Genomic DNA, 20,299 nt, shown 5'->3' with positions numbered 1-20,299 from the left:
CGCGGACCATGGCGCTCTAGCTCTACTCTTCCTCGTTCATGATCGCCTAGGCGCCATTAGCGGCCCTTGCCTCCTTTTTGTGAAGCAGACCTTGGAGCGGCTCAGCTACTGCCGCGTGCTTGAATTGGCGGGGAACTACGTCCGAATCGACGGCGCTTACAATTCGGCACCGCTGCTCTGGTCGGCATCGGCGAACCGGTAACCGGCGCCGGGCTCCGTCAGAATGAGACGAGGCGAGGACGGATCGTCCTCGATCTTGGCGCGCAATTGGCCGACAAAGACGCGCAGATATTGCATGTCGTTCTGATGCGCTGGCCCCCAGACGGCGGTCAGGATCTGGCGATGCGTCAGGAGGCGTCCAGCGTGCCGGGCGAGCATCGTCAAGAGATCATATTGCTTCGGCGTCAATTTCAACATGACGCCATTTTTCATCACGGAGTGTTTGACGAGGTCGATGCAGAGGCCCTCCCTGTCGATTCGGGTAACTTCCTCTGCGGATTGCCCCGCATGTCGTAGGCCAGCGCGCAGCCTAGCCATGAGCTCGCCGATCCCGAACGGTTTTTCCACGTAATCGTCGGCGCCCAAGTCGAGCGCAGCGATCTTCTCCGCTTCGCGATCGCGGGCCGAGAGGATGATGATCGGAACTTTCGAGAAACTACGCGCCTCGCGCAGCACGTCCTTGCCGTCCATGTCGGGGAGCCCGAGGTCGAGCACCACCACATCGGGCGCGGAGGCGGCGATCAACCGCAAAGCATCACGGCCCGTTCCGGCCTCGAGAACTTCGTAACCACACGCAGTCAGGGCCGGGCGCAGCACTCTGAGGATTTGCGGCTCGTCGTCGACGACGAGGACGCGGACGCCGCTCACGCCGCGATTCCTTTGCGCGGCTGCTCGGGAATGGGAAACCGCAGAAGGATGCGCGTTCCGCGCCGGCGAATGGCGGGGCTTTGCGCGACGATCGTTCCTCCCATCGCTTCGACGAGGCCGCGGCAAATGGACAGGCCCAATCCGGTCCCCGCCTTGCGGCCATCGGAGCGTCCGCCGCGGTAGAATTTCTCGAAGATACGTTCGAGTTCAGTCGGTTTGATTCCTGGTCCCTCATCGGTCACAGCAAGAACGACATCGCCGCCTTCACGACGGGCATACAGACTGGCCGAACCGCCTCCATACTTATGGGCGTTATCGAGAAGATTGAAAATGACTTGGCTCAAGAGATTTGCATCTCCACGAATGAGGGGCAGATCGGAGGCGATGCTGACCGAAGTCTTCAGGCTTGGGAATACCTTGCGGGATCGCTCGATGGCGCTGCGCACCGCATCGTCGACATCGACGAAGTCACGCCGGGGCGCGAGGGCTCCCGATTCTATGCGCGACATGTCGAGCAGATTGGAGACGAAACGAGACAGCCTCCCGGCTTCCTCTTCGATGGAAACGAGGAGGTCCTGGCGATCGGCCGCCGGCATTTTTTCTCCCAGTTGCCGCAGACTCGTGACCGCCGCCGTGATCGAGGCGAGCGGCGTCCGGAGATCGTGGGAGAGCGACGAGAGAAGAGTCGTGCGGAGCTTTTCGTTTTGTTCGAGCGCCGCCGCCTTGACCGATTCGCCGACGAGCAAAGAGCGGTCTATAGCGATCGCCGTCTGCTCGAGAATCGAGGTCAACATGCGCTCATCCTGCGCCGAGAGCGGTTCCTCCGAGATTTTCGGCTCTATTCCGGCGACGCCCGCCACTCCCCGCGATGTCGGGAGCGGCCGAAACTGGAAGCGCACATTGGGCAGAGTGCCCGTTCGCCAACCTGCCGGTTCCGATTTTTCGAAAGCCCAGCGGGCGGCGCTCATTTCTGCTACGTCGAGCTGGTCGATAGGCGGCCATGCCGTGGAAATGCGCAGCTCTCCATCGTCAGGCAAAAGCAAGAGTATGCAACGGGCATCGAGCGTCTTCTGTGCATGGACGGCGGCGGCCCACGAGACGTCATCGAGTCTGGCCGCGCCCGATATCTTGCGTGAGAACTCGAACAGCGACTGAGCCGCTTGCGCTCTGGCGCGCATGTTATGCGATTGCTCGCGCACCCGGCCCGCCAATGTCCCCGTGATGATAGCGACGATCAGGAATACGAGGAGCGACAGAAATTCGTGCGGCTGCGAAATCGTGAATTCGTGACGCGGTTCCGTAAAGAAGAAATCGAAAGCGAGGAAGGAAAAACCGCAAGCGGCGATCGCCGACCACAGCCCGAAACTCACCGCGCAAAATGCGACCGGGACAAGGAAGACCATAGATACGGACAGAGTGGGGATGCCCAGCCAAGTCTCCAACAAATGCGCCAGGGCCACGGCAGCCGCAACGGAGCCGGCCGCGCCGCCTATGCCGATCCAGAATTCGACCCGCGACGAGCGGGACCACGCTCGTCCCTCGATTGCGGGCTTCGGCCGACTGTCCATGACGACGTGGACTGCAATATCCGTAGAGCGCCGAACGATCTCCTGGGTAAAGGATTTGCGGAGAAGCCGAGCCAAGAGCCCCGCGCGCGAGCGTCCGAGGACAATCTGCGTGATATTTTCGCGACGCGCAAAGCGCAGCACCTCGCCGACGAGGTCATATCCGGACAGGCGTTCAATCTCGCCACCCAGCCGTTCCGCCAGGCGTAAGGCATCGTCGATACGTTTGACGCGTTCAGCGTCCCGCTCCTCCTCGCCGGGTCGCTCCACATACAAGGCAATCCACGACGCGTTGAGGCCAGTGGCAAGGCGAGCTGCCGCCCGAACGACGAAGTCCGATGAAGCGTCGGGCCCGACGCAGACGAGCAGTCGCTCCGAGGTCGCCCAAGGCCCCTCGATGGCGTGCTGGCGCAGATAATCGATCATTTGATCGTCGACGCGCTCCGCGGTGCGCCGCAATGCGAGTTCGCGCAGGGCTGTGAGATTGCCGGGCGTGAAAAAATTCTCTATGGCCCGCTTCGCCATCTGCGGAACATAAACCTTGCCTTCTTTCAATCTCTGGATGAGTTCGTCCGGCGTGATGTCGACCAGCACGACGTCCGACGCGCTCTGCAGCACGCTGTCCGGCACGGTCTCGCGAACAATGACGCCAGTGATGCGCGAGACGACGTCGGCGAGACTCTCGAGATGTTGGATGTTGAGCGTCGTCCAGACATCGACGCCGGCGTCGAGCAGTTCCTCCACGTCTTGCCAACGCTTGGGATGACGGCCGTCCGGCGCGTTCGTGTGAGCAAGTTCGTCGACGAGGATGAGCTTGGGCCTGCGAGCCAGGGCCGCGTCTATGTCGAATTCCTCGATTGTTCGGTCGCGATATTCGATGCGGCGGCGCGGCAGAAGTTCGAGTCCCTCCAGCAAGGCTTCGGTTTCCCGCCGTCCATGCGTCTCGGCGAGGCCGACTACGATGTCGCCCCCCTCTGCTTTCATTGCGTGCGCCTTTGCCAGCATGGCGTAGGTCTTGCCGACACCGGGAGCGGCGCCCAGGAAGACGCGCAGCTTTCCCCGAGCTTCCTGGTCGGCAAGCGCCAAGAGCGCATCCGGATCAGGGCGGCGGTCGAGGTCTTTGTCCGTTTGAGCCATCCGTGATCGAAGGTGTTCTACGGTCCGTGAAGAATATTAGCGCAATTCGTCCAGCGCTAGATTGAGCAAAAGCACATTCACGCGAGGTTCCCCGATCAGCGCCGCGAGCCGCTGCTCGGCATGGGCGTCCACCAGTGCGCGAACGCGGTCTTCCGGCAGTTTGCGAGCTTTCGCCACCGCCGGAACCTGCGCCAGCGCGAACTGGGGCGAGATATGAGGATCGAGCCCCGAGGCCGAGGCCGTCACGGCGTCTGCGGCGACAATGTCGATTCGCCCGGCGTCCAACTCGGCTTCAACAGCGGCGTTTACGCGGTCCAAGAGCTTCATCGATGTCGGGCCGAGGTTGGAGCCCGACGAATTCGCCGCGTTGTAGGGCGCATCGATCGTCTTGGTGGCGTCCGCTGGATCGGGGGCGCTGGTCGCCGAAGGGCGGCCGTGGAAGTAGCGATCGGAGGCAAAGCTCTGGCCGATCAGGCTCGAGCCGACCACCATTCCGCCCCGTTCGATCATGCTGCCGTTGGCCTTCTCGGAAAACGCGAGCTGCGCAATCCCGGTAATGGCGAGCGGATACACGAGGCCGGTCAAAACGGTGAACAAGACGATCATCACGAAAGCGGGACGCAGTTGGGCCAACATGTCCGGGCTCCTCACACGAGATGCAATGCGGCAACGACGACGTCGATCAGCTTGATGCCGATGAACGGAACGATGATGCCGCCCAGTCCATAGATCAGCAGATTGCGGCGCAGCAGCGCGGCGGCGCCGACCGGGCGATAGGCGATGCCCTTGAGCGCCAATGGGATCAGCGCAATGATGATGAGAGCGTTGAAAATCACCGCCGACAGAATCGCCGATTGGGGCGACGCCAGTTTCATAACGTTGATCGCGTTCAGTTCCGGATAAGTCACGACGAACAACGCCGGAATGATCGCGAAATACTTGGCCACGTCATTGGCAATCGAGAAGGTAGTGAGAGCGCCCCGGGTCATCAGCAGCTGCTTGCCGATCGCGACGATCTCGATGAGCTTGGTCGGATCGGAGTCGAGATCGACCATGTTGCCGGCTTCGCGCGCCGCTTGCGTTCCGGTCTGCATGGCGACGCCGACATCGGCCTGCGCCAACGCCGGCGCGTCGTTCGTGCCGTCGCCGCACATGGCGATGAGTCGGCCGCCTTGCTGCTCCTTGCGAATGTAGGTCAGCTTGTCCTCGGGCGTGGCCTGCGCGATGAAGTCGTCGACGCCGGCTTCCGATGCGATCGCCGCGGCCGTGACGGGATTATCGCCGGTCACCATGACCGTCTTGATCCCCATCGCGCGCAGCGAAGCGAACCTGGCCTTGATGTCGGGTTTGATGATGTCCTTCAGGTGAACGACGCCGAGGAGCTGCCCGTTTTCCGAGACGGCGAGCGGCGTGCCGCCCGCCCGCGAGATGCGTTCCACCGCTCGCGCGAAGTCGATGGGAACGGCGCCTTTCAGCGAGCCCGTCCGCTCGAGCATGGAATTGACGGTGCTGGTTCCAGAGGCAGGGTCGCTCGCGGCGCGCTCCCCCGCAGATTCAGTGTGACGGAGAATGGCGTCCACCGCGCCCTTACGCAGCGGACGCCCTGGCAAATCGATTCCGGAAATGCGCGTATGAGCCGAGAATGGCACGATTTTGGCTGTGGCGCCCAGATCGGGCAGCGTCAGGCCATAACGGCTCTTGGCCAGGGCGACGATCGAGCGGCCCTCCGGCGTCTCGTCGGCGAGCGACGCGAGCAGGACCGCCTCCGCCAGAGCGTGCTCGGCGACATCGCCGATTGGAATGAACTCGTCCGCCATGCGGCTGCCGAAAGTGATAGTTCCCGTCTTGTCGAGCAGGAGCGTATCCACGTCGCCCGCCGCCTCGACCGCGCGGCCGGAGGTGGCGATGACATTGAAGCGGATGAGCCGGTCCATTCCCGCAATGCCGATCGCAGACAGCAGGCCGCCGATCGTCGTCGGAATGAGACAGACGAGCAGAGCGATGAGCACGGAAAGCGAAAGCGTTGTTCCCGAATATTTGGCGAGCGGCCACAGCGCCACGCAGACGATTAAAAAAACGATGGTCAGCCCCGAGAGAAGAATGGAGAGCGCAAGCTCGTTGGGGGTCTTCTGACGTTCCGCGCCCTCGACCAGCGCGATCATGCGATCTATGAAAGTCGAGCCGGGTGCAGCCGAGATCCTCACTCTGATCCAGTCCGACAAGACCGTCGTGCCGCCCGTCACGGCCGAGCGGTCGCCTCCGGCCTCGCGAATGACGGGGGCGGACTCGCCGGTGATCGCCGACTCGTTCACGGAAGCGACGCCCTCGATAATGTCGCCGTCGCCCGGAATGAGATCGCCGGCCTCGACCAGAACGACGTCGCCGATCTTCAGATCGAGCGCGGAGACCGCCTCAAAGGCGTCCGTTCTCCCGCCCTTGCCGAGTGGATCGACGAGCCGCTTCGCTCTGGTGTCGGTGCGCGTCCGGCGAAGGGCGTCGGCCTGCGCCTTTCCGCGTCCTTCGGCCACCGCTTCAGCAAAATTGGCGAACAATACCGTGAACCACAGCCAGGCCGCGATCTGGCCCGAAAAGAGAGCGGTTCCATCTCGAGCGACGATATCGCGCAAGAACAGGACGGTCACGACGACCGAGACGATCTCGGTGACGAAAATGACCGGATTGCGCGCCAGCTTTCGCGGGTCGAGCTTGCGGAAGGCGTCGATCGAAGCCGGTCTGATGATGACAGGATCGAAAAGGCCGGGAGCTTGGACTTTCGAGGACATGGGACGCTCGCTCCTTCAGAAGGTTTTGCCCGCTTGCATCAGGAATTGCTCGACGACGGGGCCGAGCGCCAGAGCCGGGAAATATTGGAGCATGTAGAGAATGATGATGACGCCGATCAGCAGTCCGACAAACAGAGGTCCATGCGTCGGGAACGTGCCGGAGGAAGCAGGCGCTTTCTTCTTCGCGGCGAAGGAGCCCGCCATCGCCAGAACCGGAATGACATAGGCGAACCGCCCGAAGAGCATGGCGACCCCGAGCGTCGTATTGTACCAGGGCGTATTGCCGGCGAGCCCCGCAAAGGCGGAGCCATTGTTGCCATTGGCGGACGCGAAGGCGTAGAGGATTTCGGAAAGGCCGTGCGGACCGGCGTTGTTCAGACTGGCGAGGCCGGTCTCCAGCATCACAGACGCCGCCGAGAAGCCGAGCACGCTGAGCGGATAGAGCAGCACCGCCAGCATGGCGAGCTTCATTTCGCGCGCTTCGATCTTCTTGCCGACGTATTCCGGCGTGCGGCCGACCATCAGGCCGGCGACGAAGACCGCGATGACCGCGAGGACGAGGAAACCATAGAGGCCGGCGCCGACGCCGCCCGGAGTGATGTCGCCCATCAGAATGTTGAACAGCGGCACGAGGCCGCCGAGCGGCATGAACGAATCGTGCATCGCGTTGACCGCGCCACAGCTCGTTCCAGTAGTCGAGGTCGCGAAGAGCGCGCTCGCGGCGATGCCGAAGCGGACCTCCTTGCCCTCCATATTGCCGGGCGACGGATCAACGCCGATATCCGCCAATATCGGATTGCCGGAGGCTTCGGCCCAGTAGGCGACCAGAACGCCAGCGACGAGAACGACCCCCATGGTGATGGCGATCGCGCGCCCCTGCCTCAAGTCGAGCACCGCTCGCCCGAAGGCGAAAGCCATGGCGAACGGAATGACCAGCAGCGCCCAGATTTCGAGCATGTTGGAGATGGCGTTGGGGTTCTCGTAAGGGTGCGCGGAATTGGCGTTGAAGAAGCCGCCGCCGTTGGTTCCCAGTTCCTTGATCGCTTCCTGGCTGGCCACCGGGCCGATCGAAATGACCTGCTTTGCACCCTCGAGCGTGGTTGCTTCCACCGAGCCGTCGAGTGTCTGCGGAACGCCGAGCGCGACGAGAAGGAGCGCAAGGACGATCGACATCGGCAATAGCAGGTAGAGAGTCGATCGCGTCAGATCGACCCAGAAATTGCCGACGGTCGGAGATTCGTTGCGGGAAAAGCCGCGCACCAGCGCGAACGCTATGGCGACGCCCGTAGCAGCGGAGACGAAATTCTGAACCGTCAGACCGAGCGCCTGGACGAGATGGCTCATCGTCGTCTCGCCGCCGTAGTTCTGCCAATTGGTGTTGGTGACGAAGCTGACGGCCGTGTTGAACGCGAGGTCCGGGGGCACGCCGTCGAAGCCTTGAGGGTTGAGCGGCAAAAGATTCTGCAGCCGCTGCAGCGCATAGAGCGAAAGGAAGCCGACCACGCTGAAGGCGAGCATCGCCATCGTGTAGCCGAGCCAGCTCTGCTCTCGCTTCGGATCGACGCCGGAAAGCTTGTAGAATATCTGCTCGACCGGCGCGAGGACCGGAGACAGGAACGTGCGTTCGCCTCCGAGCACGCGTGCGATATAGGAGCTGAGCGGGATGGCGGCCGCGATCACGACAGCGAGTACGATGGCGATTTGCGCCCAACCAATGGCGTTCATGATGTCTGCCTCGGGATGACCCGAGCCCTCGCTCTAGAATTTCTCGGGACGAATGAGCGTGTAGATCAGATAGGCTCCGAGCAGCAGGGCGACGCTCAGGCCGACAATAGGTTCGTACATCTCGCGCTCCTTTCAGAGGCGTCCGCAGGCGCGCGCGTAGAAGCTCATGAGAACGAAGACCGAAAGGGCGAGGCCGACGTAGACGAGATCGGACATGAGCTGCTCCATGGGAAATTGGATGGCGCGCAACCATTTGCATCTATCAACATAAAGGGTCCATTCCGAACCCGAGGTTCGAACGTAAAGACCGCATAAAGACGATGGATGACACCCTTCGTCAGCGCCGCCGCGCTCTACGCGATCTGAACGCTCGAGAGTTCCAGGTCGATCCTACCGTGCGAGACCTCGGATGCGAATTATATTGGGGCGAGCCTGCAACAAGGCGTCGAGGCGGGAGGGTCGGCTCTGGCGGAGGCCATCATGCCGACTACCGTTGCTTCAGAGCTTCGTCACTCTCCCTGGAACAAAGGACGCCTGATCGGTCAAAAACGTCCGCTCAAGCCGAAGGACGTCTGGACCATTCGGGTACGGCTCCAATTCGAACGACACACACGCGACCTCGCGCTATTCAATCTGGCTATCGACAGCAAGCTGCGAGGTTGTGACCTCGTGCGTCTGCAAGTGAGCGACGTCTGCGTCGGCGGGCGAGTGCGCGAGCGCGCGGTAATTGTCCAAAAGAAAACCGGCCGCCCCGTCCAATTCGAGTTGACCGAACAAACCCGCCAATCCGTCCAGGAATGGCTGAATATGAGGAGGATGGCGAATGCTCAATATGTCTTCCCGAGTCGCTTCACGAAGAGGCAGCACATCTCGACTCGGCAGTACGCGCGACTTGTCAGCAAATGGGTGGCCAGCGCAGGTCTCGATAGCTCGGCCTATGGCACCCATTCGATGCGACGCACGAAAGCGGCTCAGATTTACAAGAAGACTGGCAACCTCCGCGCGGTGCAACTCCTGTTGGGCCATACCAAGCTGGAAAGCACAGTCCGTTATCTCGGGATCGAAGTGGACGACGCTCTGAACATTTCAGAGCAAGTCGAGCTGTAAGCAGTGGCGCGGCTGGTCCGTGAGGGCCGGCCGCGACCTGCGGTTCGGGTTAGCTTCTCCGGTGCGATGGCCGCTTACGGGAAAGATCTGCACCGGCAGAAGGTCCGAGATGGTCATTTTTCGCGTTCGCCTAAGGCAAGGATGCGCCAACTTCCGACACATCCAATGCCAAGCATAATCATGACCCTTGAAATAAGGGACGTCTGCGCGGTCAGAAGCGTCCTTTGAGGCCAAAGGACGTCTGGACCATTCGGGTTCGTTTACAACTTGAATGCCGTAAGCGCGACCTCGCCATGTTCAATCTCGCCATCGACAGTAAGTTGCGAGGCTGTGACCTCGTGCGTTTGCAAGTGAACGATATTTGCTTTGGCGGACGATTACGCGATCGCGCAGTCGTGATCCAAAAGAAAACGGGCCGCCCCGTACAATTCGAGCTAACCGAGCAAACCCGTCTATCGGTTGAGGAATGGCTCCAGCGCCGTGCGACGAATACCGGTTATTTGTTCCCGAGTCGCTTCACGAAGCGGCCTCATATCTCCACCCGGCAATATGCACGCATGTGCAGAAATGGGTGGCGAGCGCCGGACTTGATGGCTCCGCCTACGGAACGCACTCCATGCGAAGGACGAAGGCGGCTCAGATTTACAAAAAGACCGGCAATTTGCGCGCCGTCCAACTGTTATTGGGGCATATCTAATTGGAAAGCACACGGTCCGCTATCTCGGCATCGATGTCGATGACGCTCTGAGCATTTCAGAGCAAGTTGACCTTTGACAGAAACACGCGTGGCGGCCTGGCCGAAAACGTCCGGCCGCGACGCGCCAGGAACCGACTTTCGCGTTCGCGCGAGATGCCGACTTCCGCTCGATGTTTCGACCTCGACGACGAATGCGCCAGGTCCATCGCAAGCTATCGCGCCGAGGAACTGGATCGAATGCGGGTCAATTTCTTCGGCCTGACCCCGCTTATCATGAGGCCCGCCACCGCTTCGTTTTTAAGGGGAAGCCGCCTCCGCGCGAGAGCCGAGCGCTGATGATTCGGTTCGCGGTCGAGCGGGTCTAGCGGTCCTTTCGCAGGAAGCTGCTCCTCGGCCGCCAACAGAGAATGCGGGCCCGACCGCCGAGTCCCGCGCCCGCTTCGGCGTCGTGTCCGTTCCGTCCGATATCAAATCGAGAGCCGCCCATATGGAATTGCGCTCTTCGAACCCCGACCGCATCGTCGCGATATCCGTGCGCCGCTCCGGTCCGCCGCACGAGCCGAGCGCGATGTCGCATGGAAACAGCACTTCATGAAAACTTGTCATCTCGATCCTGATGCGCTCGCATTAGCGCTTGGTCGACCTTCGTCTCGTGACAGTCGCTTGGACGCGTCCGCGAGCGGCAAGCTCGAGTTACGCGAGGCGCAGCGTCTCGGATCGAGCCGGAGGAACGATCAGCGCCGGTTCGGCGTTCACGGGGTGCGAACCTTCGTCGTGGAGGCCGGCTCGTGCTGTAGCCGCGCGGAAAAGCGGGAGATCGAAATGAGTGAACACATCGAACCTGAATTGATCTCGCGCCGGAAGGCGTTTTCATTTCTCGGACTGCTGGCGGGACTCGCAGTTGTGCCTTCGGCGCTGATTGTGTCGGATGCGGAGGCCGCGACGGCGGGAATGGAACGGCGTTTCCAGCGGCGCACAGGTCGTTTCGAGCATCGGACCGTTCACAGGGCAGTGCGTCGTGGGGGGCGCGCAGTTCGCAGAGGACTCTAAAGAAAACAGCCCTCGGGGAAAGCCCGTCAGGCGGCGTCTAGAGACTACGCTGGCCGCGCGCGATCGCCGCGGCCATCAGAGTGGCGTCTAGACGTTGAAGTCGATGTAATTGTGCGAGGCGTGTGAGACGCCCCCGCGTCGCGGCGTGCGTCGCGCCGCCCAACGCGCTGCGCGCGAGCGCGTTGGGCATGACGGAGAGCGGCATGGAGAGCGGCATATTGCCGACGAAGGCCGGCTCCGGCCCGCGCTCGCCGACAATTCCCCAGCTCCCCGCCGGAATGGTTCCGCCATCGGCATGGAAGCCGGAGAACGAGGCGAGCAGGCCTTCGCGAGGATAAGCGGCCCCGAGGCCAGCGGCGCCGGAGCCATCGTCAGCACGGCGCAGCGTTTAACAAATAGCCTCGTACTCCGGACGCTACGACTTCCAAATGGACGAAGGCGCGCTACCATTCAACCTACTCCGCGTTCATCTCGTGAATTCCAGATCACGGGAGCAATGTGAGCTGTTCCGGAGCTGCGGCCAGACGCTAGAGGTCATGGGAATTGACCAGAAGTCCGCTGAGGAGGCGACGAGGATGCAACCGGTTGCAGTAGCCTTGCCGAGAGCCGACGAGAAAATAGAACAGGGAAGATATGGCTCGATGATGCCGGTGACGCCCGCGAATGGGTTCACGCTGATCTGCAAGGTCAAGCCCGGGACAGGGGATGCAATCCGCGCCTACGGAGCCAGGCTGGAGAAGGCGATTCAAGAAACTCCTCATGTGCTGGCGCCGCTCCGGCTTCATTTTTTGCGGTGGATTCTCTTCGATAACGACACACGGTTCATCTACATGGGGATTTTCGATACGGATTTTGACAAATACGTCGAGGACGCCGTCATGCTCTTCCGGCAGACCGGCTTGGATACAATTTTCGAAAATCTCGAAGGATTCCCGGCAGACTGGAGGGAGGATCCCGCGGCGTTCGCCAAGTTCGCGCGGGAACATCAATGTCCTTCTTTCGCGGAATATGCGGAATATCCAGGGGTCGCTGGCGTCGAAGTTGTCAAGGCCCTGAAGGTCAAGGACGCCCTCGCCGATGTCCTCGACAACATGCAGTAAAGTGAGATGTTGGCGATAGGGCGGCGCTTGCGCTGGCCTCCAATTCATCGCTCGTTCGAGGACCGACAAAGCGACTTCGAGAGGAGTAACCCGAGGGCGCTGTGCGGCGGCGGATGGAATACGACCGAACGGCCCGCACCATTGTTTGATCATCCTCAAAAAAATCGGAAGCGGCCATGGAAGCGGCCCTGCTCGAACTCGACGATATCCAACACATCCTGTTGACACGCGTGCCCGCTATCACGGGACGGTACGAATTTCTTTCGTTTGGGCAACCGGCTCAAGGACGAGCGTGGCTGACGCGTGTAATCGAAAAGGTGGCGTCGGCTCAGGCAGTCGACGCTTCCATCGAGAAAGACAGGCGATGGGTTTCCGTGGCTTTTACGTGGACCGGCCTTCGCGCGCTCGGAGTCGACGAGGCTTCTCTATCCACCTTTCCCGAAGAGTTCCGCCAGGGCATGGCGGCCCGTGCGGAGGTGCTGGGGGACACCGGCGCGAACCATCCTGACAATTGGGTGGGCGGTCTCGCCGGCCCCGACCTCCACGCCATCGTCATACTCTTCGCCCGTGACGCCGCAGAGCGCGAACGGAGTATCCACGAGCATGCGGCGTTTCTGGCGCAAACCCCCGAGGTCAAGATTCTTTCGTCGTTGGACTTGGAAGCGACGCCGCCATTTGACTATGCGCACGACCACTTCGGCTACCGTGACCGGCTCTCGCAGATCGAGATCGAGGGAACGGGAATCGAGCCGACGCCCGGTTCAGGGCCGCCCGTCAAAGCGGGCGAATTCATTCTCGGCTATCCTGATGAAAATGGACCGCCGTTCGGGTTGCCGCAGCCGGAGATTCTCTCTCGCAACGGCACGTACATGGCCTATCGCCGATTGCAGGAGCACCTGGGGGCGTTTCGCGAGTTTTTGCGCCGGCATGGCGAGACGCCAGAGGAGCAGGAGCTGATTGCAGCGAAACTGATGGGCCGCTGGCGCAGCGGCGCGCCACTCGTTCTGGCGCCTGAGAAAGATGATCCAGACCTCGCCGCGGACCCGCAACGTAACAATAATTTCGATTACGGGAAGATGGATCCGCACGGATATGCCGTTCCACTCGGCGCGCATATTCGGCGGTTGAACCCGCGAGACACCGCCGTCAACATGCAGCGGCGGAAGATGATCCGCCGCGGGGCGACTTACGGCCCGCACTTGCCCGAAGGCGCGCCCGACGATGGCGCGGATAGAGGCGTCGCGGCCTTTGTCCTCTGCGCCAGTCTCGTGCGCCAATTCGAGTTCGCCCAGAACGTCTGGATAAACGACCCCAAATTCCATGAACTCGGCAACGAGCGCGACCCGATCATAGGGACCCAAGATGGCGCCTATGACATGACGATTCCAAAGCGGCCTGTTCGCAAGAAGATCACAGGCTTGCCGGCGTTCACGACCGTGAAAGGGGGCGCCTACTTTTTCCTGCCGGGAATCAAGGCGCTTCGATACCTGGCGGCGCTCGGCGATGGCCCAAAGATCCCGTCGGCGTAAACGTGAAGCGAAGGTGTCGAAATGACAGCGCCAAAACATCCCCCACGCACTTACAACCAAATCCATGCGCCGCGAAAATACTCGCCGGGGCGGCGTCGGGTCAGCGTCTACATCACCTGGAGCTATCCCGCGGAAGCAAATCGGGATGTGAACGTGCTCGACAATCGCTTTTCGACCATGGCGGAGGTTCGGCGGGTAGCGTGGCCGGATTACGAGTCACCCGAGTATGCGAACCCGAAAAAGTTCTTACAGGGAATCGCCGGCTCGCTGGAACTCTTCTTTCGTGCGTGGGAGAGATTTCAGGCCGTCGTTGGGGAGGTCACCGAGCATGTGGTCCCCGTCTACCAGCGGATCGACCAGGCTGGCTACGAACTTTTGCTGGACGAACGGGTCCTCTCAGACACCGATACGCTCCTGGTGTTCGGCCTCGACCACCTGGTTACTGACCAGGAAGCAAAGGAAGCAGAAATCACGGCGGTGCGGGAGTTCCTCACGCGCGAAGGAACTTGCCTGGTGCTCGGACCGCACCACGACGTCGGCGTCTCTGACGATATAAAAGAGCGCCAAATGGAGTACGTGCACCACGGCGACGCCCTTGTGCCTCGTCAACAACGTTTCGGCCGCTACGCTCGATCTCTAATGAAAGGACTCGGGGTTCCCGTCGAGAATCGCTACGGCCTGCGACCTGCGGTGTCGAAGGGAACCAACAAGATTGCGCCCTTATCGATTGCGAAGGACTTGGATACTCGCGGCTGGCTCGAGGGAGTGACCGCGTTCAATTTCCATATGCATCTTCCCCACTATGCGCTGACGACCGACGACACGAAGTCGATTCACGTCCTCGCCAGGCAGCCGATCGACATGTCGAACCCGCATCCTTTCACCGAGGCCGGAAACCACGAGTTCAACACATTCGTGTGGATGCCGCCCAGCGGCAAGCGCGCCGGCGACATCCTGTTGGCGGACTCCACGATCTTCAGCACCTTGTTTGCCGGCGAAGAGAGCCTGGAGCGTTTTTGGAAGAATATCGCAATGAGGTGACGTCGGCCGCTCGGAGAGACCCATGACCGAAGCAGTGAATGCGATGCTCGAGCTGGACGACATTCAGAGCGGCGTTCTGCGGCCCCGGCCTACTCCCTATGCGGCGACCTACATTCTGCTCCGCATCGACGACCGGAAGGCGGGGCAGGAGTTGATGCTGCGGGCAAGCTCCTTGGTTGCTTCTGCCACTCATGCGACCGGCCCGCTCGGCGACACCTGGCTGAGCGTCGCAATCAGCTTCCAAGGCTTCAAGGCCCTGGGGCTGCCGCAAGAGTCTCTCGACAGCTTCGCGCCCGAGTTCCGCCAGGGGATGGCTGCCCGGGCGACGCTGCTGGGAGACACCGGCGAGAACAGCCCCGAAAATTGGGAGAAACCGCTCGGGAGCGCGGACGTCCATGTGGTGCTCACCGCAGTTTCGCCAGACGCGCAGCGTCTGGAACCAGTGCTCGAGCGCGCCCGCAAGACGTACCGGAAATTAGCGGGGATCGCCGCGATCTGGCGTCAGGATTGCCACGCGCTGCCGACCGAGAGGGAAGCCTTCGGCTTCAGGGACGGCATTAGTCATCCTGCCGTCGAGGGAAGCGGCATCCCCGGCACGAACCCTAAAGAGCGGCCCCTCGAGGCGGGGGAATTCATTCTCGGTTATCCTGACGAGTCCGGCGTTATGCCCCGCATGCCCTGGCCCGAAATCTTGGGCCGCAACGGGTCGTATGTCGCCTTTCGCAAGCTGCGCCAAAACGTGGCTTTGTTCCGCGGCTACTTGAGGGCGAACTCCTCCTCTCCCGAGGAGGAGGAACTATTAGCCGCAAAGATGATGGGGCGATGGCGGAGCGGCGCGCCGCTGGCGCTCTGTCCACTCCACGACGAACCCGAACTGGGAGCAGACCGGCTGCGCAATAATGATTTCTTGTACGAAGCGGACGACCCGATAGGATACAGGACTCCGGTCGGCTCGCACGTTCGGCGAGCCAATCCGCGGGACGCGTCGGTAGCGGGCATCGGCCGCATCCATCGCATGATCCGGCGCGGAACTTCCTACGGCCCTCCACTCCCGGAAGGCGTGGTCGAGGACGATGGCGTCGACCGGGGGCTGATGTTCGCGTTCATCGGAGCGAGCCTGGGACGACAGTTCGAGTTCGTGCAGTCGGAGTGGATCAACGACGGCGGCTTTATCGGCGCAAGAGACGCCAAGGATCCGATCTCTGGGGCTAACGATGGATCCGGCGTCTTTGATATTCCGCGGCGGCCCGTTCGAAAGCGGCTGCATGGCTTGGCCAGATTCGTCGTCACGCGAGGCGGCGAGTATTGCTTTCTGCCTGGGTTACGAGCGCTGCGGTGGCTCGCGGAGCTCGACACCTGAGGCTCCGGGCGTTTCGCGGGTTTGCGTCGAGGCGATTTTCGCTCAGTGGTCGATCCAAACAGCATTGGCGTTGCGATCCAGCGGCGCGGCGATTTTGGAGAGAAGGACGGGCGGTTCGCGTGTACAAGGCGCTGCTGAACGTTGCAAAGCAGCTCGCAAAGGAAAAGACCCGTCTCAGGTCAGTCAGGGGCGCCAGCGAACTTTATGGCCTGATCCTTTTTGTGATCTACTCGTCCCTTTTGTTAAAAAATCCATTCCGCGCGACGGTCGCCTTGTCCACGCACCCTATATCGCAAGCCGTAGGGGACGTTACCGTCGATCCAAATCGGCGGCGGAGCTTGCCGCGATAATCCCATTGGGGAGTCGTTCAGTCAGCTGCGCCTCGGCGTCGGCCGATCCCTCTTTCGGCTCAAAAAGCTCGGCGTAAAGGCTGGTCCCGAGCGACGGGCGTGTCACCGCTCAAAAGCAGGGCGAGTATCCTCATGAGGCAGATCTTTGATTTTGTGAAAACGACGGTGCTTGGTGGCGCGATTTTTTTGTTTCCCTTCGCTGCGATACTCCTCGTGGTTGTCAAAGCTGGTAACATGGCTGTCGACAGTGTGACGCCATTGGCGGAAAAGCTTCCAATTCCAAAAGGTGAGGCGGTTATCGCCGTTTATGTTGTCGGGGCTTTATTACTGATGCTCGTGGCGTTCGCCGCGGGGCTATTTGCTCGATCCGTCCAAATCGAAAGGGGCGCAGCCTCATTCCTTGAAGAGAAGGTTCTAAACAAATTGCCTCCCTACGTCGCTGTTCGTAAATATACTGAACGCTTGGCAGGGTTGGAGACACAGACGAAAGAAGAAAGGAAGCCTGTTCTGGTGCGTATGCAGAGTGGATGGCAGCTCGGGTTCCTTGCCGACGCATTTGGTGACGGTCATGTCGCTGTGTTTATGCCAGGCGCGCCAGACCCATCATCGGGCGTGGTGCAGATTGTGAGCCCCGACCAAATCACGCCAGTCGATATTTCCTACCACGACGCACTCGCGTGCCTCGAACAGTCTGGGCGCGGCCTTCCCATGCTTTTGGCAGGATCGTCGTTCGAGAAGGACCGTCCGAGTTGATCGTCCGCCTCTATGTCGGTGCATCGACGAGCAAAGACTGGAACATATGATGCCGCATTCTCTGACGCGCAAATTGCTCGCGGAATTTCTCGGAACCTTCTTGCTCGTCTTGGGCGGTTGCGGCAGCGCGGTGATTTCCGCAGGTTTTCCGCAACTCGGAATCGGTTTTCTCGGCGTCGCGTTGGCCTTCGGCATCACGGTGCTTGCGGGCGTCTATGCCTTCGGCCCCGTCTCTGGCGGCCACTTCAATCCGGCGGTCTCGCTCGGTCTCGCCGCCGCCGGCCGCTTTTCCTGGAAGGAGATAGGCCCCTATTGGACGGCGCAGCTTCTCGGCGCGACTTTCGCGGCGTTCATTCTGCTCCTCGTCGCCAAAGGCAATGTCGATTTCACGCTCGCCAACGGATTTGCGGCGAATGGCTACGGAGATCACTCGCCGGCGGGCTACACGTTACAATCCAGCTTCATTATCGAGACCGTGCTGACAGCCTTTTTCCTATTCGTCATTCTCGGCACGACGGAGGGTCGCGCGTCTGTAGGCTTCGCGCCGCTCGCCATCGGCCTGACGCTGACGCTTATTCATCTCGTCTCGATCCCGGTCACCAACACTTCGGTGAACCCGGCGCGTTCGACCAGTCAGGCGCTCTTCGTCCAAGGCTGGGCGCTCGAGCAGCTCTGGCTGTTCTGGGTCGCGCCGTTACTCGGTGGCGCTATCGGCGGCATCCTTCACCGCTTCACGCTCGCGGACGAGTAAGCTGGAGCGGGCGACGAACGGTGCCGCGCGACGCCTCCCTTGCCAGTGAAGAAGAGAAAGCGCGGGGGTCGAGAAACTTCGCCTAACGCCCCCGAGATCTTCAGCAGCAGCGGCTGCCTCCGCAGCATCCTTCCTGCTTCGTTTCTGGGGCTGTTCGCCGACATTTTGCGGTTGGTCGCCGAACTACGGCCGTCACCGGCTGCGTCAACAGCGTGAAGCGTTCGATGGTCACGGCTTTGGCTCAGCCTACCGAAGTGTCGCGACCTTCAATCCAGCCGAAAACGGGAACCATCTGCGACGGTTCGCCGTTCATCCACGGAATATCGGATAAGACTCCATTCCGCTTCACCGGCAAGGTGGACGCTGTCGATTGATCGGCCGAAGGACGAGAAGAAGCTCCAGGAGGCGCAGCGCCACAATCACATGAGCGCGTGAAGCACATGAGTGAGTGAAGGCGTCGCTGGGCCTCATGATTTGGCGTGAGAGACGTGTCCTGCCTCGCGCCGATGCGATCTCTCGGAGCAGGACAGCAAAGTGAATGGATGGAGGATCGCATGACCCGGATAAAATTTGTCGGCCTTTTGATCGGGATATCGGCGCTTCTCGGCTTTGAACCCGTCGCGGAGGCTGTTCCGGCGGCGGCGCCGCCGAGCGCCGTCGGGATTTCCAATTGGGACGGACAAATCGTGCAGGCCGGTCCTGTTCGCAGGACCGCCCGTAGAACGACGCGCCGCGCCGTCCGTCGCCACACCTATTGAACGCCATTGGGATGCGCCGACGCCGCGGCGCATCCCGCCCCCCAACTTGCCCTATCCTCCCCACCTTCCCCCACTCCTCTCGGAGACTCCAATGGGCGGGCGGATGGTGATTTAGGCATCCTGACGGCGAAGAGAATCACGACAACGGCGCCAGATCAATTTGCAAGAACACGGCGCCAAACACAGGCGAAGTTTGCGAAAACCATTACTTCGGCGTCGCCAAAACCAATGTCACGTCAGGGCCTGGGGAGTTCTTCACAGGAGACTCTGTCGGCTCGATCTGGACGACGCCGTGTCGGATCATCCTCGCAGAACCGTCACCGCCGATTCCACGACAACGAACTCGTGGAGCCGGGGAAAATTGACCGGAACGCGGTCGAGAAGCCGTCACGCGCCGTGCGCATGTATCTTCGAAGCGCGCGATGGCGCCGAGGAGCCGGACGAAGGCCGCAAGACCCCTAAGTTGATATCGCCGTCCGATCCCGCATCCGCCTGGACCGCCAAAAGCGAACAAGCGGGTTCATTAGTAGTAATGATGACGTCGGTAAACGCGTCGACTCACGCGACGGTAATGACGCCGACCAACGCGGCGCCAATGACCATAGTAAGCCTTCTCGACTTGCACGCGCTCCATGTCTTCAGAAGTGGCGACGCTTGGTTCCGGCGCTGGAACCGGGCTAGAACCAGTTGCAGCGAGCGGCGCGGCCAATGTGAGAGCTTTCGCGGGCCTCGCAGCTGATACCACACCTATTCCAAAGCAGAGCAGCTGCAAAAATACGCGTCGTTCCATGAAAACCTCCAGAGACTGGGTGAGCTATCTCTTGAGAACACCGAACAGCACAACTGGGTTCCGTTCCCGGTTGAGCTGGCTCGGGTATTGCGCGACGCAAAAGATACTCGTTTTCGACCGCCGTCTCGCCCTGGATTATTCCGTTCGGAAGGTCCGAGATGGGTCAAAAGTTCGCGTTCGCCTAGGGCAAGGATGCGCCAAGAGCAGAAATTCAAACTGACCCATCACCCGAATTTTGTCGGCATAGGAACGCGTCATTCGCAATTTCGAACCGCGTAAGCAGTGGCTCGAAAATTGTGGGTGACTGAGGCAATCCGCTTCAAAACTCTGGAAACGAGTCGAGACGACCGATCCGGATCAGATCGCTCAGCGCCGAGCGAACCTGCGGCCAGGGAAATTCGGGGCAGTTTTCGCACCATTCACCCGCGCGGAGCATAGCGTGGAGCTTGGCGGCCACGCCTTCGACGGAAGACGCGGGTGTGGCCGCCAATGCATCGGCGAGTTCTTTCGCTATATCCACGGCTCGCTCCTCCTCTTTTTTCGCTTCGGAGTAGCCGACAGCCAAATCGGCGGCCGCCCAGCGGGCGCGCTCATCCTCTTCCTGAGCGGCGCGGTCCGTCTCGGCGCAATCAGTATTGTCGATTGAGCAGGACTCGCGGATCAACTGCATCAATTGGGTTTCCAAGCTTTGCTGCTTCTGGCAGAGCACGTCGGCGGCGTCCTGGGCGGCCCTCCATTGTGTCCACATGGACATTGCCGCGTCGGCCGCTTCTATACGCGACGTGTCGAGAGGCGCGATTTCCGCGAAAGACGCCGGCGCGGCAGCGCCGACGCTCGCGACCAACAGGGTCCTTCGGGTGAAAGAAGGCGCACGCGTGGTAATCTCGGGTTCAGCCATGATCCGAGTTCCTCATTAGCCAGGGGAATCTGCATGAG

General features: G+C 61.1%; 15 protein-coding genes and 2 pseudogenes. 9 read left to right on the top strand and 8 right to left on the bottom strand.

Translation table 11 applies throughout. The features are described from left to right. Positions 1–156: 156 nt before the first annotated feature. Genes IY145_RS13335 through kdpF form a run of 6 tightly spaced genes read right to left on the bottom strand, consistent with a single transcriptional unit; the run spans position 157 to position 8,197 of the window. Positions 157–867: a response regulator gene (locus IY145_RS13335; RefSeq protein WP_196408652.1), complete on the bottom strand. Its 711-nt coding sequence runs from the start codon at positions 865–867 to the stop codon at positions 157–159. Beyond that, positions 864–3,569 carry a sensor histidine kinase KdpD gene (locus IY145_RS13330; RefSeq protein WP_196408651.1) on the bottom strand — a complete coding sequence of 902 codons (2,706 nt, stop codon included), beginning with the start codon at positions 3,567–3,569 and terminating at the stop codon, positions 864–866. Before IY145_RS13330 ends, IY145_RS13335 begins: the two co-directional genes overlap by 4 nt. Before the next feature lie 36 nt (positions 3,570–3,605). After that, a complete protein-coding gene (gene kdpC, locus IY145_RS13325) occupies positions 3,606–4,205 on the bottom strand; it encodes a potassium-transporting ATPase subunit KdpC (RefSeq protein WP_196410539.1) in 600 nt (199 codons plus the stop codon). A gap of 11 nt (positions 4,206–4,216) precedes the next feature. Then, on the bottom strand, positions 4,217–6,352 hold the full coding sequence (kdpB, locus tag IY145_RS13320) for a potassium-transporting ATPase subunit KdpB (RefSeq protein ID WP_196408650.1): 2,136 nt from the start codon (positions 6,350–6,352) through the stop codon (positions 4,217–4,219). Positions 6,353–6,367: 15 nt separating this feature from the next. After that, on the bottom strand, positions 6,368–8,077 hold the full coding sequence (gene kdpA / locus IY145_RS13315) for a potassium-transporting ATPase subunit KdpA (protein ID WP_196408649.1): 1,710 nt from the start codon (positions 8,075–8,077) through the stop codon (positions 6,368–6,370). 33 nt (positions 8,078–8,110) lie between these two features. After that, the gene (gene kdpF / locus IY145_RS13310) at positions 8,111–8,197 is read right to left on the bottom strand and encodes a K(+)-transporting ATPase subunit F (protein WP_196410538.1); all 87 of its coding nucleotides are present in this window, start codon (positions 8,195–8,197) and stop codon (positions 8,111–8,113) included. A 360-nt stretch (positions 8,198–8,557) separates the two neighbouring features. On the opposite strand from kdpF, the gene IY145_RS13305 reads away from it, so the two are divergent. Both IY145_RS13305 and IY145_RS13300 read left to right on the top strand, forming a co-directional pair. After that, positions 8,558–9,184, top strand: a complete 627-nt coding sequence (locus tag IY145_RS13305; protein WP_196408648.1) for a tyrosine-type recombinase/integrase — start codon at positions 8,558–8,560, stop codon at positions 9,182–9,184. Positions 9,185–9,408: 224 nt separating this feature from the next. Next, a pseudogene (locus tag IY145_RS13300) lies at positions 9,409–9,958 on the top strand (tyrosine-type recombinase/integrase). Between the two features lie 403 nt (positions 9,959–10,361). On the opposite strand, the pseudogene IY145_RS25730 reads toward IY145_RS13300, so the two are convergent. Continuing rightward, positions 10,362–10,487: pseudogene (locus tag IY145_RS25730) on the bottom strand (DUF2460 domain-containing protein); the annotation flags it as partial. Positions 10,488–11,506: 1,019 nt separating this feature from the next. Here IY145_RS25730 and IY145_RS13290 point away from each other — a divergent pair. From IY145_RS13290 to IY145_RS13260, 7 genes are all read left to right on the top strand, one after another. Continuing rightward, the gene (locus tag IY145_RS13290; protein WP_210332666.1) at positions 11,507–12,031 is read left to right on the top strand and encodes a hypothetical protein; all 525 of its coding nucleotides are present in this window, start codon (positions 11,507–11,509) and stop codon (positions 12,029–12,031) included. A gap of 176 nt (positions 12,032–12,207) precedes the next feature. Beyond that, positions 12,208–13,560, top strand: coding sequence for a peroxidase (locus tag IY145_RS13285; protein ID WP_210332665.1), 1,353 nt, complete (start codon positions 12,208–12,210; stop codon positions 13,558–13,560). Between the two features lie 21 nt (positions 13,561–13,581). Then, positions 13,582–14,601: a hypothetical protein gene (locus IY145_RS13280; RefSeq protein WP_196408645.1), complete on the top strand. Its 1,020-nt coding sequence runs from the start codon at positions 13,582–13,584 to the stop codon at positions 14,599–14,601. A 22-nt stretch (positions 14,602–14,623) separates the two neighbouring features. Beyond that, positions 14,624–15,961: a Dyp-type peroxidase gene (locus IY145_RS13275; RefSeq protein WP_210332664.1), complete on the top strand. Its 1,338-nt coding sequence runs from the start codon at positions 14,624–14,626 to the stop codon at positions 15,959–15,961. A gap of 482 nt (positions 15,962–16,443) precedes the next feature. Continuing rightward, positions 16,444–17,064, top strand: a complete 621-nt coding sequence (locus tag IY145_RS13270) for a DUF502 domain-containing protein (RefSeq protein WP_196408644.1) — start codon at positions 16,444–16,446, stop codon at positions 17,062–17,064. A 61-nt stretch (positions 17,065–17,125) separates the two neighbouring features. Then, the gene (aqpZ, locus tag IY145_RS13265) at positions 17,126–17,815 is read left to right on the top strand and encodes an aquaporin Z (RefSeq protein WP_196410535.1); all 690 of its coding nucleotides are present in this window, start codon (positions 17,126–17,128) and stop codon (positions 17,813–17,815) included. 554 nt (positions 17,816–18,369) lie between these two features. Continuing rightward, complete coding sequence (locus tag IY145_RS13260; protein ID WP_196408643.1) at positions 18,370–18,573, top strand: hypothetical protein; 204 nt, start codon at positions 18,370–18,372, stop codon at positions 18,571–18,573. Positions 18,574–19,682: 1,109 nt separating this feature from the next. On the opposite strand, the gene IY145_RS13255 is transcribed toward IY145_RS13260, so the two are convergent. Beyond that, the gene (locus IY145_RS13255) at positions 19,683–20,261 is read right to left on the bottom strand and encodes a hypothetical protein (RefSeq protein ID WP_196408642.1); all 579 of its coding nucleotides are present in this window, start codon (positions 20,259–20,261) and stop codon (positions 19,683–19,685) included. Positions 20,262–20,299: the final 38 nt, after the last annotated feature.

Origin of the sequence: Methylosinus sp. H3A (assembly GCF_015709455.1) — a bacterium.
In the GTDB taxonomy this organism is placed as follows: Bacteria; Pseudomonadota; Alphaproteobacteria; order Rhizobiales; family Beijerinckiaceae; genus Methylosinus.
The sequence above is the reverse complement of the archived record's forward strand: the minus strand, read 5'-3'. Positions and strand labels throughout refer to the sequence as shown.

What these genes read in the sequence shown, in the direction of transcription:
- kdpF (WP_196410538.1), bottom strand. Translation starts at nt 8,197, where the DNA reads ATGTACGAACCTATTGTCGGCCTGAGCGTCGCCCTGCTGCTCGGAGCC.
- IY145_RS13260 (WP_196408643.1), top strand. Translation starts at nt 18,370, where the DNA reads ATGACCCGGATAAAATTTGTCGGCCTTTTGATCGGGATATCGGCGCTT.
- IY145_RS13305 (WP_196408648.1), top strand. Translation starts at nt 8,558, where the DNA reads ATGCCGACTACCGTTGCTTCAGAGCTTCGTCACTCTCCCTGGAACAAA.
- kdpA (WP_196408649.1), bottom strand. Translation starts at nt 8,077, where the DNA reads ATGAACGCCATTGGTTGGGCGCAAATCGCCATCGTACTCGCTGTCGTG.
- kdpC (WP_196410539.1), bottom strand. Translation starts at nt 4,205, where the DNA reads ATGTTGGCCCAACTGCGTCCCGCTTTCGTGATGATCGTCTTGTTCACC.
- IY145_RS13255 (WP_196408642.1), bottom strand. Translation starts at nt 20,261, where the DNA reads ATGGCTGAACCCGAGATTACCACGCGTGCGCCTTCTTTCACCCGAAGG.
- IY145_RS13280 (WP_196408645.1), top strand. Translation starts at nt 13,582, where the DNA reads ATGACAGCGCCAAAACATCCCCCACGCACTTACAACCAAATCCATGCG.
- IY145_RS13290 (WP_210332666.1), top strand. Translation starts at nt 11,507, where the DNA reads ATGCAACCGGTTGCAGTAGCCTTGCCGAGAGCCGACGAGAAAATAGAA.
- IY145_RS13330 (WP_196408651.1), bottom strand. Translation starts at nt 3,569, where the DNA reads ATGGCTCAAACGGACAAAGACCTCGACCGCCGCCCTGATCCGGATGCG.
- IY145_RS13275 (WP_210332664.1), top strand. Translation starts at nt 14,624, where the DNA reads ATGACCGAAGCAGTGAATGCGATGCTCGAGCTGGACGACATTCAGAGC.
- IY145_RS13270 (WP_196408644.1), top strand. Translation starts at nt 16,444, where the DNA reads ATGAGGCAGATCTTTGATTTTGTGAAAACGACGGTGCTTGGTGGCGCG.
- IY145_RS13285 (WP_210332665.1), top strand. Translation starts at nt 12,208, where the DNA reads ATGGAAGCGGCCCTGCTCGAACTCGACGATATCCAACACATCCTGTTG.
- kdpB (WP_196408650.1), bottom strand. Translation starts at nt 6,352, where the DNA reads ATGTCCTCGAAAGTCCAAGCTCCCGGCCTTTTCGATCCTGTCATCATC.